Origin of the sequence: Pseudorhodobacter sp. MZDSW-24AT (assembly GCF_002794355.1) — a bacterium.
GTDB lineage: Bacteria > Pseudomonadota > Alphaproteobacteria > Rhodobacterales > Rhodobacteraceae > Pseudotabrizicola.
Map to the genome: position 1 here is coordinate 284,325 of NZ_PGOI01000008.1, position 13,346 is coordinate 297,670.

At 65.0% G+C, this 13,346-nt stretch carries 16 protein-coding genes and 1 tRNA gene; 1 reads left to right on the top strand and 16 read right to left on the bottom strand.

What is annotated here, in order from left to right; genetic code table 11:
* Window positions 1-6: 6 nt before the first annotated feature.
* The 7 genes from lnt to miaB form a co-directional block, all read right to left on the bottom strand.
* Window positions 7-1,503 carry an apolipoprotein N-acyltransferase gene (gene lnt, locus CUR21_RS11005; protein ID WP_232622761.1) on the bottom strand — a complete coding sequence of 499 codons (1,497 nt, stop codon included), beginning with the start codon at window positions 1,501-1,503 and terminating at the stop codon, window positions 7-9.
* Window positions 1,500-2,450, bottom strand: coding sequence for a transporter associated domain-containing protein (locus tag CUR21_RS11010; RefSeq protein ID WP_100197081.1), 951 nt, complete (start codon window positions 2,448-2,450; stop codon window positions 1,500-1,502). The genes lnt and CUR21_RS11010 overlap by 4 nt, the downstream gene beginning before the upstream one ends.
* Window positions 2,451-2,491: 41 nt before the next feature.
* A complete protein-coding gene (ybeY, locus tag CUR21_RS11015; RefSeq protein WP_100197082.1) occupies window positions 2,492-2,995 on the bottom strand; it encodes an rRNA maturation RNase YbeY in 504 nt (167 codons plus the stop codon).
* A 126-nt stretch (window positions 2,996-3,121) separates the two neighbouring features.
* On the bottom strand, window positions 3,122-4,129 hold the full coding sequence (locus CUR21_RS11020) for a PhoH family protein (protein WP_100197083.1): 1,008 nt from the start codon (window positions 4,127-4,129) through the stop codon (window positions 3,122-3,124).
* Between the two features lie 201 nt (window positions 4,130-4,330).
* A complete protein-coding gene (locus CUR21_RS11025; RefSeq protein ID WP_157791996.1) occupies window positions 4,331-4,702 on the bottom strand; it encodes a hypothetical protein in 372 nt (123 codons plus the stop codon).
* Between the two features lie 11 nt (window positions 4,703-4,713).
* Window positions 4,714-5,256 carry an OmpA family protein gene (locus tag CUR21_RS11030; RefSeq protein WP_100197085.1) on the bottom strand — a complete coding sequence of 181 codons (543 nt, stop codon included), beginning with the start codon at window positions 5,254-5,256 and terminating at the stop codon, window positions 4,714-4,716.
* A 238-nt stretch (window positions 5,257-5,494) separates the two neighbouring features.
* Window positions 5,495-6,805, bottom strand: a complete 1,311-nt coding sequence (miaB, locus tag CUR21_RS11035) for a tRNA (N6-isopentenyl adenosine(37)-C2)-methylthiotransferase MiaB (protein WP_100197086.1) — start codon at window positions 6,803-6,805, stop codon at window positions 5,495-5,497.
* Window positions 6,806-6,984: 179 nt separating this feature from the next.
* Between miaB and CUR21_RS11040 the strand changes: the two genes are divergently transcribed.
* Window positions 6,985-7,854: a hypothetical protein gene (locus CUR21_RS11040; RefSeq protein WP_100197087.1), complete on the top strand. Its 870-nt coding sequence runs from the start codon at window positions 6,985-6,987 to the stop codon at window positions 7,852-7,854.
* Between the two features lie 58 nt (window positions 7,855-7,912).
* Here the strand turns inward: CUR21_RS11040 and CUR21_RS11045 are convergent.
* From CUR21_RS11045 to CUR21_RS11085, 9 genes are all read right to left on the bottom strand, one after another.
* Window positions 7,913-7,988, bottom strand: a tRNA-Phe gene (locus tag CUR21_RS11045).
* Between the two features lie 167 nt (window positions 7,989-8,155).
* Window positions 8,156-8,335 carry a DNA gyrase inhibitor YacG gene (locus CUR21_RS11050; protein WP_100197088.1) on the bottom strand — a complete coding sequence of 60 codons (180 nt, stop codon included), beginning with the start codon at window positions 8,333-8,335 and terminating at the stop codon, window positions 8,156-8,158.
* Window positions 8,332-9,381, bottom strand: a complete 1,050-nt coding sequence (locus tag CUR21_RS11055) for a ribonuclease E/G (RefSeq protein ID WP_100197089.1) — start codon at window positions 9,379-9,381, stop codon at window positions 8,332-8,334. Before CUR21_RS11055 ends, CUR21_RS11050 begins: the two co-directional genes overlap by 4 nt.
* Window positions 9,378-9,953 carry a nucleoside triphosphate pyrophosphatase gene (locus CUR21_RS11060; RefSeq protein ID WP_100197090.1) on the bottom strand — a complete coding sequence of 192 codons (576 nt, stop codon included), beginning with the start codon at window positions 9,951-9,953 and terminating at the stop codon, window positions 9,378-9,380. The genes CUR21_RS11055 and CUR21_RS11060 overlap by 4 nt, the downstream gene beginning before the upstream one ends.
* 1 nt (window position 9,954) lies before the next feature.
* Complete coding sequence (infA, locus tag CUR21_RS11065) at window positions 9,955-10,173, bottom strand: translation initiation factor IF-1 (protein WP_054005112.1); 219 nt, start codon at window positions 10,171-10,173, stop codon at window positions 9,955-9,957.
* A 204-nt stretch (window positions 10,174-10,377) separates the two neighbouring features.
* Window positions 10,378-11,247 carry a carbon-nitrogen hydrolase family protein gene (locus tag CUR21_RS11070; protein WP_232622762.1) on the bottom strand — a complete coding sequence of 290 codons (870 nt, stop codon included), beginning with the start codon at window positions 11,245-11,247 and terminating at the stop codon, window positions 10,378-10,380.
* Window positions 11,244-11,852, bottom strand: coding sequence for a GNAT family N-acetyltransferase (locus CUR21_RS11075; RefSeq protein ID WP_100197091.1), 609 nt, complete (start codon window positions 11,850-11,852; stop codon window positions 11,244-11,246). Before CUR21_RS11075 ends, CUR21_RS11070 begins: the two co-directional genes overlap by 4 nt.
* A complete protein-coding gene (locus CUR21_RS11080; protein ID WP_100197092.1) occupies window positions 11,849-12,253 on the bottom strand; it encodes a ketosteroid isomerase-related protein in 405 nt (134 codons plus the stop codon). The genes CUR21_RS11075 and CUR21_RS11080 overlap by 4 nt, the downstream gene beginning before the upstream one ends.
* Window positions 12,254-12,410: 157 nt before the next feature.
* Window positions 12,411-13,253, bottom strand: coding sequence for an NAD(P)H-binding protein (locus CUR21_RS11085; protein ID WP_100197093.1), 843 nt, complete (start codon window positions 13,251-13,253; stop codon window positions 12,411-12,413).
* Window positions 13,254-13,346 lie beyond the last annotated feature (93 nt).

The following is a 13,346-nucleotide window of genomic DNA, read 5'->3' on the forward strand; positions in this document are numbered from 1 at the left end:
ACAGCGTCAAGCGATGCGCGCCCTGCGCCGCCAGCACGCAGCGGCAAAAAGCAGCAAAACCGCCAGAACCGCCGGACCCTCGCCCCAACGGGCATAGGGGGTGATGGCAAGCGCCCCCGGGATCTGCGCCACGTCCAACGCCCCCGCCTCGCCAAAAGGCAGCGCGTCCAGCACCCGCCCGCGCGCATCGATCACCGCCGTGACGCCCGTATTGGCCACCCGGATCAACGGCAAGCCCTGCTCGACCGCGCGCATCCGCGCCTGCTCGAAATGCTGGAACGGCCCGGTCAGCGTGCCAAACCACGCGTCATTGGTGATCTGAAGCATCCAGTCCGGCCGCTCTGGCGCGCCACGCGGGATCTGCGGGAACACCGCCTCATAGCAGATCAGCGGCAAGACCCGCCCCAGATCTGGCCCAAGGTCAAGCACCTGCGGCCCTGTCCCCGCCGAATAGCCATTGCCCACCTGCGCGGCAAAGGCCCCGATGCCGAACCAGTCCTGCAACAGATCGCCCATCGGCATGTATTCGCCAAAGGGCACCAGATGAAACTTGTCATAGGTCGCCACCAGCGCCCCGTCGCCTTCCAGCACCCGCAGCGAATTCCAGCCGCGGTCGCCTTCCACCCGCTGAATGCCAATCGCCACCTTGGCCCCGCCCGAAGCCGCGGTGATGATCGGCGCCACCTCGGGCGAATATTCCAGCAGATAGGGCACCGCCGTTTCGGGCCAGATCGTCAGATCCGCAGGCTGCCCCGCGCGGGTCAGATCCAGTTGCCGCTGAAACAGCACCCGCGCCTGATCCGGGTCCCACTTCAGATGTTGCTCGGCATTGGGTTGCACCAGCCGCAGGCTCGCCATGCGCGCTGCAGCCTCCGGCTGGCCCAACTGCCACAGGCCAAAGCCAAAGCCCGCCGCCAGCCCCGCCGCCGCCAGCGCGATGCCCCAGCCGCGCCAAATGAGCGGCGCAGCCGCCAAGGCCAGCGTCACCACGGTAAGCCCGGTCGCCCCCCACAGCGCCACGCTCTGCACCACCGGCACCCCGTGCCACATATGCCCCACCAGCGCCCAAGGGAATCCGGTCAGAACATAGCCGCGCAAGATCTCCATCCCGGCCAAGGTCGCCGCCAAGGCCACAGGGCGCATGGGAAAGCGCGCGGCCAAGGCCGCCGCGCCCCCCCAGAACAGGCCAAAGCCAAAGGCCATCAGAACCACCGCGAACGGGGCCATCCAGCCGTAAACCCAAGGATCAATGAAGAACGGCGACACGATCCAGGTCAATGAGGCGCCAAAATACCCCGCCCCCACCAGCAGACCGGCCCAGAAAGCCCCGCCTGCCGTCGCGGGCCGGGCCATCCGCGCCAAGGCCCAGACCAGCGCCGGAAACGCCAGATACCACGCCGAAAGTGGCGCCTGCCCCAAGGCAACCGCCACCCCCGCCACAACATTCAGCGTCGCCGCGCGCCAATCCGGCGCTGCGCGAAAGACCCGTCCGCGCCCGATCAAGACGCGGCCTTCTCCAGCATCAGCGGGGCCGGAGCGGGCAATTCGGCCACCGGATCGGGCAGACTGCCCGGCAGGCGCACCCGCAAGCGCTTGATCCGGCGCGGATCGGCGTCCACCACCTCGAACTCGGCCCCGGTTTCATGCGGCACGATCTCGCCGCGCACCGGCACCCGTCCGGTGCGCACAAAGATCAGGCCGCCCAGCGTGTCGATCTCTTCATCGTCCTCGCCATGCCGCAGCTTGAACCCGATCGCGGCCTCGAACTCTTCCAAGGGCGCTGTGGATTGCGCCAGAAAGACTCCCGGCTTTTCTTCCTTCCACAGCAGGCCTTCATCCTCGTCGTGCTCGTCCTCGATCTCCCCGATCACCGTCTCGATCAGATCCTCGATCGTCACCAGCCCGTCGACACCGCCATATTCGTCGATCACCAGCGCCATATGCACCCGCTCGCGCTGCATCTTTTGCAGCAACACACCGATGGGCATTGACGGCGGCGCGTAAAGCAAGGGCCGCAACAGCTTGCGCAGCGAAAACCGCCCCGAGCTGCCAAAGCCGTGCTGCAAGGCCAGATCCTTCAACAGCACAAGCCCTTGCGGATGGTCCAGCGTGCCCTTGTAGACCGGCAGGCGCGAAAAGCCCTGCTCGCGGAACACTTCCACCAATTCGTCACGGCCAATGTCGATGGGCACCGCGGCAATATCCACCTTCGGGATCGCCACATCATCCACCCGCAACCGTCGCAGGTTGCCCAAGCCCGGACTCGATCCGGGACTGCTGGCGGCAATGGGCACAGGCTCTTCCGACCTTCCCCCCGCCGGGCTGTCAGCCCCCGAAAACACCCCCATCAAACGTCCGAACAGACTTCTACTCGGAGGTTGATCTTCGTCAGTCTGCACATCAGACAGCGCGCCATGCGCTGCGATAGACCCGTCGTTGCTACTGCCCATCAGTCCTTTTCCCAAAAAACATCCCAAAAGCGGATGCCGCGTCAATATGGGTCATCAACCCCAAGGGTGGCAAGTATGGCCACCTCCCATTTTTCCATCACTGCGGCATCCGCATCCTCGATGTGATCATAGCCCAGCAGATGTAACAGTCCATGAACAACCAGATGCGTCACATGGTCGGTCAGCGGCTTTCCCGCCGCCGCCGCTTCCCGCGCACAGGTGTCATAGGAAATCGCAATATCGCCCAAAGACCACGGCGCCTCCGCTTCCCCCGTCAAAGGCCGCGCGGGCTCCGCCCCCGGCCCCGGCTCCGCAAGCTCTTCCGAAGGCCAGCTCAGCACATTGGTCGGCGCAGGCTTGCCGCGAAACTCGGCGTTCAGCACCGCAATCCGCGCGTCATCACAGCCCAGCACGCAGAGCGTGAACCCCGCCCGCGGCAGATCCAGCGCCGCCAGCACCGCTTCGGCCGCGCGCAAGGACAAGGGCTCCAGCCCCGCGCCCTCCCAACGGGCATCCTCGATCACGCAATCCACAAGCGGTTCCATCGCTGCGCCCTAGCGCAAGACCGGCGGCCAGACAAGCCGAACAACGGCCAACCCTGTCATCTGTTCACAAATATCCTCGGGGGCCCGGGGGCAGACAGCCCCCGGACATCTCAACCCGCGCAAGCGTCAGGCCTGTGGCGTCTCATCCGCCTCATAGGCTTCGATGATCCGCGCCACCAACGGGTGCCGCACCACATCTTTCGAGGTGAAATAATTGAACGTCACCCCCCGCACCCCTTTTAGAATGCGCTCCGCATCGGCCAAGCCCGAAGGCATGCCGCGCGGCAGGTCCACCTGCGTGCGGTCGCCCGTAATCACCATGCGGCTGCCTTGCCCCAGACGGGTCAGGAACATCTTCATCTGCATGGTGGTCGCGTTCTGCGCCTCGTCCAGCACCACAAAGGCGTTCGACAAGGTCCGCCCGCGCATGAAGGCCAAAGGCGCAATTTCGATGCGCTTTTCCTCCATCAGCTTCTGCACCTGCTTGGCGGGCAGGAAATCATTCAGCGCATCATAAAGCGGCTGCATGTAAGGATCGACCTTCTCCTTCATGTCGCCGGGCAGGAAGCCCAAACGCTCGCCCGCTTCCACCGCCGGACGGCTCAGGATGATCTTTTCCACCGCGCCCGACACCAGCATGGTCACACCCACCGCCACCGCCAGATAGGTCTTGCCCGTGCCCGCAGGTCCGATGCCAAAGCCCAGCTCATGGCTGAACAGATTGGCCACATAGGCCTTCTGCGCCTCGGTGCGCGGCTCCACCGGCTTCTTGCGGGTGCGGATTTCCATGCCGGGGTTGAACAGCTCGATCTGCTCCCCTTCCGGGCTGATCGTCGCCTGCCCCAGCCGCATCGCGCCATCAATGTCGCCCGCGGCCACGGTGCGCCCGGACTCCAGCCGCGCATACAGACTGCGCAGCACCGCCGCCGCCTGATCACGCGCCCCCTTGTCCCCGATCACCGCAAGGCGATTGCCCCGCCGCAGGATATGCACGCCCATCTGATGCTCGACCTGTGCCAGATTGCGGTCAAATTCGCCGCACAGATCAATCAGCAAACGGTTGTCTGGAAATTCAAGAACAGTCTCGATGATGTCCTCGGGTTTGGTCGGGGGGGTCAGCGCGCTGATGCCCAATGAGGTCTCCTTCGGCTAGGGCCTGTATGTATCGTGCGCCGCGTCACAGGATCTGGCAAGCATCGATTTCGTGTCGGTCTCAGTTTATATCCAGCACCTGCACGCAAATGTGACACCTGCCCAAATGCCGGGCATAGCGTTCAACAGGCAAAAGGGGCCACGGTTCCCCGCAGCCCCCCGATTTTTTCCCCTCGGTGCCGCTCAGTTGCTGCGGCGCACCACCGTGCGGATGCCCGGCCCCGGCACATAATCGCGCAGGCCTTCGCTTCCGGTCTGATAATTGCGGATCACGGTCCCCGGGGGATAGTGATCGTTGCAGATCGGCAGGCCCGTGCGCGGGTCAAAGCGCGGGCTGGAATAGCCTTCCACGCCATCATCCATGATCCAGTTCTGGCAGCCATCCGGATCATAGGCAATCGCCGCCTGCCCGTTGCGCAGCACCCCCGAGTCGCGCCCCTTGTCCAGCCCGGTCGCGATCACCGAATCCGGCCCGCGATAAGGCGTCAGGCCATCCCCCGCCACACAGCCGCCCAGTGTCATCACCGCCAAGGCCGCGCCAAGTTTGAATGTCATGTTCATGCTCATCACCACCGGTAGCAAACGACTTCGACGCGCCGATTCTTCTGCATCCCCGCCGCCGACGCATTCGAGGCCACAGGCTGACGCTCGCCAAAGCCGATCTCGCGCTCCACATGCGCGCCCACCGACCGCGCCACATTGGCCACGGCCGCCGCGCGCCGCTCGGACAGGCGCATGTTGTATTCATCCGAAGCCCGGCTGTCGGTATGGCCATAGATGGCATAGCCAAAGGCCCCGGCAGAGCGGAAGAACTGCTGCAACCGCGCCCGCCCCTGCGCGCTCAGCTGCGCCGAATCCGTTGCGAAAAGCTGGTCGGTGTTCTCCACCAAACAGGTGTTGCGCTTCAGACAGACCGGCTTGCCATCCTTCGGGTTGCGGCGCGGCACCATATAGCCTTCCAATCCGCCATCCGCCCACCAGTGCATGCAGCCGTCATCATCGATCCACACACCCCATTCAATCTTTCCGGTGACCTGCGGAGCCCCCTGCGCCAAGGCGGCAGTCGCACCCGACATACCAACCGCGAGCGCCGCTCCCCCAAGGATCATCCGCAATGCTTTGGAAAACCGTTCCACAGCCGCAGCCCCCTTCCCTCATGTGACACTAAACGAGCAGAACAATACGCTCAGGATTGACGTCGAGGAAAAGTGAAGTAAAGCGAAATCTCAGCGATTCAGGGCATTTATCGCGCAACCCTTAGCAGCTCACAGCAAGAGGCGCGCTACATCTTGCGGCATTGTCTTGCGCCCGGCAACACTCCGGGCCCCACCGGATCACTGCGCAGGATTACGAAATTCTGACCGCCGACAGAGAGTTGGCCAGCGAAGCTGTCACACGCACGCGCGCAAGCTCGCCCACGCGCCCGGTCGCATCCGCCACATGCACCGCGTGCAGGTGGTCTGATTTGCCCACCATCTGGCCTGGCTGGCGTCCGGGCTTTTCATACAGCACCGTCACCTCGCGCCCCACCATGGCCTCCTGCCCGGCCCGCTGCTGCTCCAAAATCAGCGCCTGCAAGCGTTGCAACCGCGAATCCGCCACCTCGGCAGGCACCGGAGTCTTTTCTGCCGCCGGGGTGCCCGGCCGCGCGGAGTATTTGAAGGAATAGGATTGCCCGAACCCGACCCGGCGCACCAGATCCAGCGTGTCGTCGAAATCCTCCTCCGTCTCACCGGGGAAGCCCACGATGAAATCCGACGAAAACAGAATGTCCGGCCGCGCCGCGCGAATGCGGTCGATCACCCGGAAATAATCGTCCCGCGTGTGCTTGCGGTTCATCGCCTTGAGGATGCGGTCAGATCCCGACTGCACTGGCAGGTGAAGATAAGGCATCAGCTGCGGCACATCGCCATGCGCGGCAATCAGATCGTCGTCCATATCGTTGGGATGGCTGGTGGTATAGCGGATGCGCTCCAGACCTTCGACCTCTGCCAAGGCCCGGATCAGCCGCCCCAGCGTCCAGTCGCCATCCGCGCCCGCACCATGATAGCCGTTCACATTCTGCCCCAGCAGCGTCACCTCACGTACCCCACGCGCCACCAGATCCCGCGTCTCGCGCAAGATGCGCTCCACCGGGCGGCTGACCTCGGCGCCGCGCGTATAAGGCACCACGCAAAAGGCGCAGAACTTGTCGCAGCCTTCCTGCACCGTCAGAAACGCCGTCGGCCCCCGCAAGGCCTTGCGCTCGGGCAGATGGTCAAACTTGTCCTCGGCCGGGAAATCGGTGTCCACCTGTGGCCCCGTCGCCCGCGCCAGCGCGGGCAGCCGGTGATAGGCCTGCGGACCCACCACGATATCCACCAAGGGCATGCGCCGCTGGATCTCTGCCCCTTCGGCCTGCGCCACGCAGCCCGCCACCCCGATTTTCAGATCCGGTCGCGCATCCTTCAACGGGCGCAAGCGGCCCAGATCGGAAAACAGCTTCTCGCTGGCCTTCTCACGGATGTGGCAGGTGTTGAGCAACACCATATCCGCATCTTCCACCACATCGGTCAGCGTATAGCCCTCTGCGCCCATGGCTTCCGCCATGCGCTCGCTGTCATAGACATTCATCTGACAGCCATAGGTCTTGATGAACAGCTTCTTGGCCTCAGACATGGCATACCCCGGCGTGGAACAGCGCGTGTTCTAGCGCGAACCGCCGCCGGGCGCAACGCAAGCCCGCGTGGCCCGCAAAACCCCACCCCTCCGGCGCAAAATGCGCAAGGCCCGTGGGCACGCTCTTGCAATGCGCCCCCCCATCGCCGACCCTGCGCCCCAACCACAGCGGAGGACCCATGCGCCACGGCGGCCTGACCGAGTTTCTTGCCCGCGCCCCCGCCCTCATCGGCCCGGGCCCGGTCGCGGTGATCCTGGCGGAAGACGGGGTCGAGGTGGAAAGCACCCTGCGCCATCACCAGAACGCGGGCTTTCCCGTGGTGGTCCTGCTCGCGCCTTCGGAAATCGATCTTGACCCCCAGCTCGAAGCCAGCATCCACCGCATCCCTCACGATGTGCACGCCGAAGGCGCGCTCGTGACAGCCGTCAATCGGTTGATCGCGGCGGTGCCCGATGTCTGGCTGTTTTACGGCTACAATGCCGAATACCTGTTCCACCCTTTCTGCGAAACGCGCAACGTGCTGGAACTGCTCGCCTTTCACAGCGAAGAGCGGCGCTGCGCCATGCTCACCTATGTGATCGACCTTTACGCCGGCGATCTGACACGTCACCCCAATGCCGTCTCGCTCGAAGACGCGCATCTCGACAAGTCGGGCTATTACGCGCTTGGCCGCCCCGATCCTGCCAACCACAATCACCCGCGCGAACGCCAACTCGATTTCTTCGGCGGTCTGCGCTGGCGGTTCGAAGAACACATCCCGCCGCAGCGCCGCAAGATCGACCGCATCAGCCTGTTCCGCACCAAACCCGGCCTCACCCTGCGCCCCGATTTCACGCTCTCGGATGAAGAGATGAACACCTATGCCTGCCCGTGGCACAACAACATCACCACGGTGCTCGCCTCTTTCCGCACCGCCAAGGCCCTGCGCACCAATCCCGGCTCGCGCTTCAGCATCCAAGATTTCCGCTGGCGCAACTCCACCGCCTTCACTTGGCACAGCCAGCAGCTGATGGATCTCGGCCTGATGGAACCCGGCCAATGGTTCTAACCCGCGGCGCACAGGCCAAAGGCGGCGCAACAACACATTTGATCTTGCAAAGAAAAAGTGGTGCCCGGAGACGGATTTGAACCGCCGACACGCGGATTTTCAATCCGCTGCTCTACCAACTGAGCTATCCGGGCACCGGATCAAGCGGGTGTTCCGCTTGGGTTGGCGGGTGATACGTCAGGGCGGCGAGGCTGTCCAGAGGCTTTTTCGCCTTTTTCGCCATTCCGGCACCGGAATGTTTTCCACGCCCTGCGTAAACCCTGAAAACACAGGCAAATCAGGCAGATGCCACTCCCCCGCCTTAGCCGCGCGGCAGCCGGTCTTCATCCTCCAGCCCGGGCCGCCCGTCTTCCTCGCCGTCCGGCGCGGGAATCGCATAGCTCTCGTTCAGCCACCGCCCCAAGTCCACGTCGGCGCAGCGGCGCGAGCAAAAAGGCCGATACTTCGGATCGGTGTCTTTCTTGCAGATCGGACAACTCATGCGAACAGCCCCCGCGCCACCTCGGCCAAAGGCAAGCGGTCGCGCTTGCGGGTCAGCTCATACAGGCCCAGCGTTGTCCACCCCGCCAGATTGGCCTCGCCATCGCCTTTGAACGCGGCCTTGATCACCTGATCCAGAATCGCCCGGTCTTTCTTGGACATCGGTGCGAAATCCACCACCACCTGCCCGCCCAAGCCCCGCAGCCGCAACTGGCGCGGCAGATCACGGGCGGCGGCAATGTTCACCTTCAGGCTCGCCGCCGGGCTGGTGTCGGGTCCGGTGTTCACATCCACCGCGACCAAGGCGCGGGTAGGCTCAATCATCATATGCCCGCCGCCCGGCAGATCGACCCGGGGCTGCAACAGCGCCGCCACCATCTCATCGACGCCATGTGCGGCAAAACCGCCGGGCTCCATCACCGCCTCATCCGGCGCGGGGTCCAGCCAGTCGCGGAACGCAATGTCATGCGCCCCCGCACCATCCACCAGCAGTTCTGCATCGCCCTTGAGGTCCGCCAGCACTGCCTCGGCCAGCCCGCGCATCGCGGCAATATCCTCGGCAATCGCGTCGGGCTCTGCCCCGTCGCAGGCCGAACGCAGGATCAACCCCAGCGTCTCGGCCGCGCCCGCCATCCCTTCGGCGGCAATCGCGGCCAACTCCGCCCGCGCGTCTTCTTCGCGGATGCGGCGACTGATGTTCAGCCCCGGCGCATCCGGAGTGACAATGGCAAAGCGCGACTTGAACAGCAGCCGCGCCGTCACCGGCACCGCCTTGCCCGGCTCCGCTGGCCCCGAGACCTGCACCAGCAGCCGCTGACCGGGCGCTATGCCGCTGATCTGGCGCAAAAAGCCCGAGCCTTCCGGCAGTTTGACGAAAATCCCGCCCTGCCCTTTCACCGGCCGGTCGGCAATGGCGCGGTAAATCGCCCCCGGCAGCACCGCATCGCCCTCCGGGTCCACCGACAGCTCCATCAGCTGCCCGTCCACCACCAGCGCCGAAACCTGCCGCGCGCCGATCTCGTCGACGATCACCACCCGACCCTTCATGCCTGCCTCCAGACCGGATAGCCAATGGCCTCCAGCAACACCGCGGTTTCCGCCACCGGCAGCCCCATGATCCCGCTGTAACTGCCCTGAATCCAAGGGATCAGCGCGCCCGCCATCCCTTGGATGCCATAGCCGCCTGCCTTGCCCTGCCAGTCACCGCTGGCCAGATAGGCGTTCAACTCGGCATCCGACAGCCGCTTCATCTTCACGGTGCTCACCGACTCGCGCGCAAGGATGCGCTCCCCACGGCGCACGGCAACCGCCGTGATCACCTCATGCCGGCGCCCGGCCAACAAGGTCAGAAAAGCGGCGGCCTCGCCGACATCGGCAGGCTTGCCCAGAATACGGCGCCCCAGCGCCACCGTGGTGTCGGCACACAGCACCACATCCTCCGGCCCGGCCTCGACCGCCTGCACCTTCTCGCGCGCAAGCCGCACGCAATACGGGCGGGGCAATTCGCGCGGGCGCGGATCTTCATCAATGTCAGGGGGCAGGATGGCGTCCGGCGTTAGGCCAAGCTGCGCCAGAAGCTCCTTCCGGCGCGGGCTGGCGGAACCAAGGATCAGCCGCAACTTACTTGAAACGATAGTTGATACGACCCTTTGACAGGTCATATGGGGTCATTTCCACCTGCACCTTGTCGCCCGCCAGAACACGGATGCGGTTCTTGCGCATCTTGCCTGCCATCACAGCGATCAATTCATGGCCATTGTCGAGTTCAACCTTGAATGTCGCATTCGGCAGGAGTTCCTTGACGACACCGGGGAATTCGAGAATGTCTTCCTTGGCCATGGTCACTCCAATACGTATCAGCCCGCGGGAACCGCAGGCCATAGGCGGGGCATATGCGCCTGATTTCCGGGGTTTTCAAGAAGATTCTGCCCCAAGTCGGCGCGCATCGGCCTTTACAGGCCGCTTCGCTGGCCAAACGCACGCCCCAAGCGATGCCGCGCGTCGGGTCGGCGGAGCGGCGCAAACTCTAAATCGCGCCGCAGATCACCGCCCCAGCCGCTGCGCCTGCTCGGCCCAATGCAGATGGTTCAGCACCCGTCCCTCGCGGCGCACATGGCGGATCGCGTCAAGGCGCACCTCGGCCATGGCCCAGCCCGGCACATCCCGCGCCGTTTCGGCCAGAATGCCACTGGCCGGAAAGCCCAGATCGGGCGGCCCGTAGATCGCGGCCGATCCCACGTTCTCATCCACGGCGGGGCAGAAATCGCACAGGCCCACCGTGGGGGATTGCGCCACAACGCATTGATTTTCCAAGGCCCGCGCCATCGCCCCGATCCGCACCCGCGTGAACCCCGCCAGCGAATCGGTGCACGAAGGCGCCAGCAGGATCTCGGCCCCTTGCTCCACCAGATGCCGCGCCAGCAAGGGAAACTCGCTGTCATAGCAGATCGTCACTCCGATCCGCCCCAGATCGGTGTCAAAGGGCACCATCCCTTGGCCCGCCACCACATCCCACTCTTCGCGCTCGAACCGGGTCATGATCTGCTTGTCCTGATGCCCGATGATGCCCTCTGGCCCGTAAAGCGTGGCGCGATTTACCGGACGCGCGCCCGCGAAAAACGGCCGCGAGGCGCCAAGGATCAGGCAATCGTGCCGCCGCGCAAGGTCCAGATGCAGCGCGTCACTGGCCGCACCGTGGCGCGCCACCTCGTGCAGCGCCGCCTCCAGATCGCCCGCCACCGCGCGCCCGCCAAGGCTCGCAAGTTCCATCGCGCCATATTCAGGAAAAACCAGCAGCTTGGCCCCCTGCCCTGCCGCCGCCACCACCCAAGCCTCCAGCTTGGCGGCATGGTCATCGAAATGGTCAAACCACGTCAGGTCATAGGCCGCCGCGGCCAGCGTAAAGGCGGTCACAGCGCGCGCATCCAGAATTGCAGCGGCTTGCGGCTCTCGTTGGCCTCCCCCACATCGCGCCACGCGAATTCCGCCACCGCTCCGGCCAGCGGCGCATAACCGCGCCCCTGCCAGAAGGCCTCGTTGCCCCGATGCTGGCTGGGGCGCTGCGGATGATCCTCGGGACGCTGGACCGAGCAAAACGCCACATGGCTGCGCCCCAGCGCGCGGGCATGATCTTCGCGCAGGTCAAAGAAGCGATGCCCCAGACCCAGCCCGCGATAGGCGGGCAACAGAACCGATTCGGCCCCATAGAGGATGCGGTCCAGCGGCAGGCCCAGCCCTGCGAGCGGTGCGGCGAAGTCGGCGGCATGGTCCTCCATCGGGGTCGAGGTCGAGGCCCCGATCAGCCGCCCCCCGTCAAAGGCGCCCACCAAAAGCGCCTGCGGCGACTCGCGATAGGTTTGCAGATAGTCGCGCTCATAGTCCAGCGTGCCGTCGTAAAGATAAGGCCAGTCACGGAACACCGCGATGCGCAGCCCCGCCACCGCATCCAGCGTGGCATCCAGTTCCGCCCCCTGCAAGGCGCGCAGCTCAATGCCCTCTGGCAGCGCCGCCCGGCTCATGCCGACACCTGTGCCACCCAATCCGACAGATTGTAAAACGTGGTGATCCGCGCAATCCGCCCTTCGCGCAGATCAAAGAACGCCCCCGCCGGCAGCACATAGCGCTGCCCCCGCGCCTCGGGCAGGCCGGGGTCGGTTTGCAGATAGGCGCCATGCACCACGAATTCCGCAGCCCCCCGGCGGCCATCGGGCGTGGCAAAGATCACAAGATCGCGCAGTTCCTCGCGGTAACTCACCCCCATATGGGCGCAGAATTCGGCAAAGGCCTCCCGCCCGCGCCGGATGCCCCCTTCATTCACCCGATGCTCCACATCCTCGGTCACAAGCGCCAGCATCCCCGCAGGATCACCCGCGTTGAAAGCGGCGTAATAGGCGGCAATCGTGGCTTCGGCTTGCGACATGGCGATCCTCCGGCAATCGACCGCACGATAACGCCAATCTCTCGGATGGCCAGTCCCTTTTGACCCACCGCAGGCGTGGGGCGCGCGCCCCAGCCCCTTGGTGTCTTGACCCAAAGGCGACACCAAGGGGCAACCCCAGAGTATCAACGCCGCAAGATCAAAGCCGCGCCAGCGCCGCGGCAATCGCGTCGGCCATCGGCGTGGTCGGGCGTCCGATCAGCCGTGACAGGGTGCCACTCTCGTCTTGCAGCGCGCCCCGCGCGGCCTTGGCATCGCTGTCGGCCAGAATGCGGGCAAAGCCTTCGGGCAGGCCAAAGCTGGTCAGGATCTCGGCATAGGTCGCCTCTGGCAGGCTGTCATAGCGCATCGGCCTGCCCGCTTGCCGTCCCAGTTCCGCCGCGAATTCGGCCATGGTAAAGGCCTGATCGCCCGCCAGTTCATAGACCGCAGTGTCATGGCCTTGCGTCGTGGCCGTGACCGCAATCGCCTCGGCGAAATCCGCGCGCGCCGCTGCCGAAAAGCGCCCATCTTCCGCCGCGCCGATCACCGCGCCCTGCGCCAAGGCCGCGCCCAGCGCGCCGGTCAGGTTTTCCAGATACCACCCGTTGCGCAGCAGCGTGTAGCTCAGACCCGAGGCCCGGAGGGCGGTCTCGGTGGCGATGTGATCCTGCGCCAACAGCAGCGGCGACTCCGCGCCCTTCAGGATCGAGGTATAGATCACCCGCCCCACCCCCGCGCTTTTCGCCGCCGCGATCACCCGCGCATGCTGCCCCGCACGGTCGGTGAAATCATTGGACGAGATCAGCACCAGCACCTCGACCCCGGCAAGCGCCCCGACATCGGGCGCGGCATAGTCAAAGGCCCGCGTCTCAAGCCCCAGATCGGCACTCTTTTCCGGGCTGCGGGCCAGCGCAATCGGCGCCTCCCCACGGGCAGCAAGGGCGGCAAGGGCCAGACGGCCCAACTGGCCGCTGGCTCCGGTGATGGCGATGGTGGGCATGGCGTTCTCCTGCAAATGAATGCAAAAGACCTACCGGCTTTACTTCCTTTTCGTAAGTACGTACATTTTTGTTCGTATTCCACACAGGTGCAC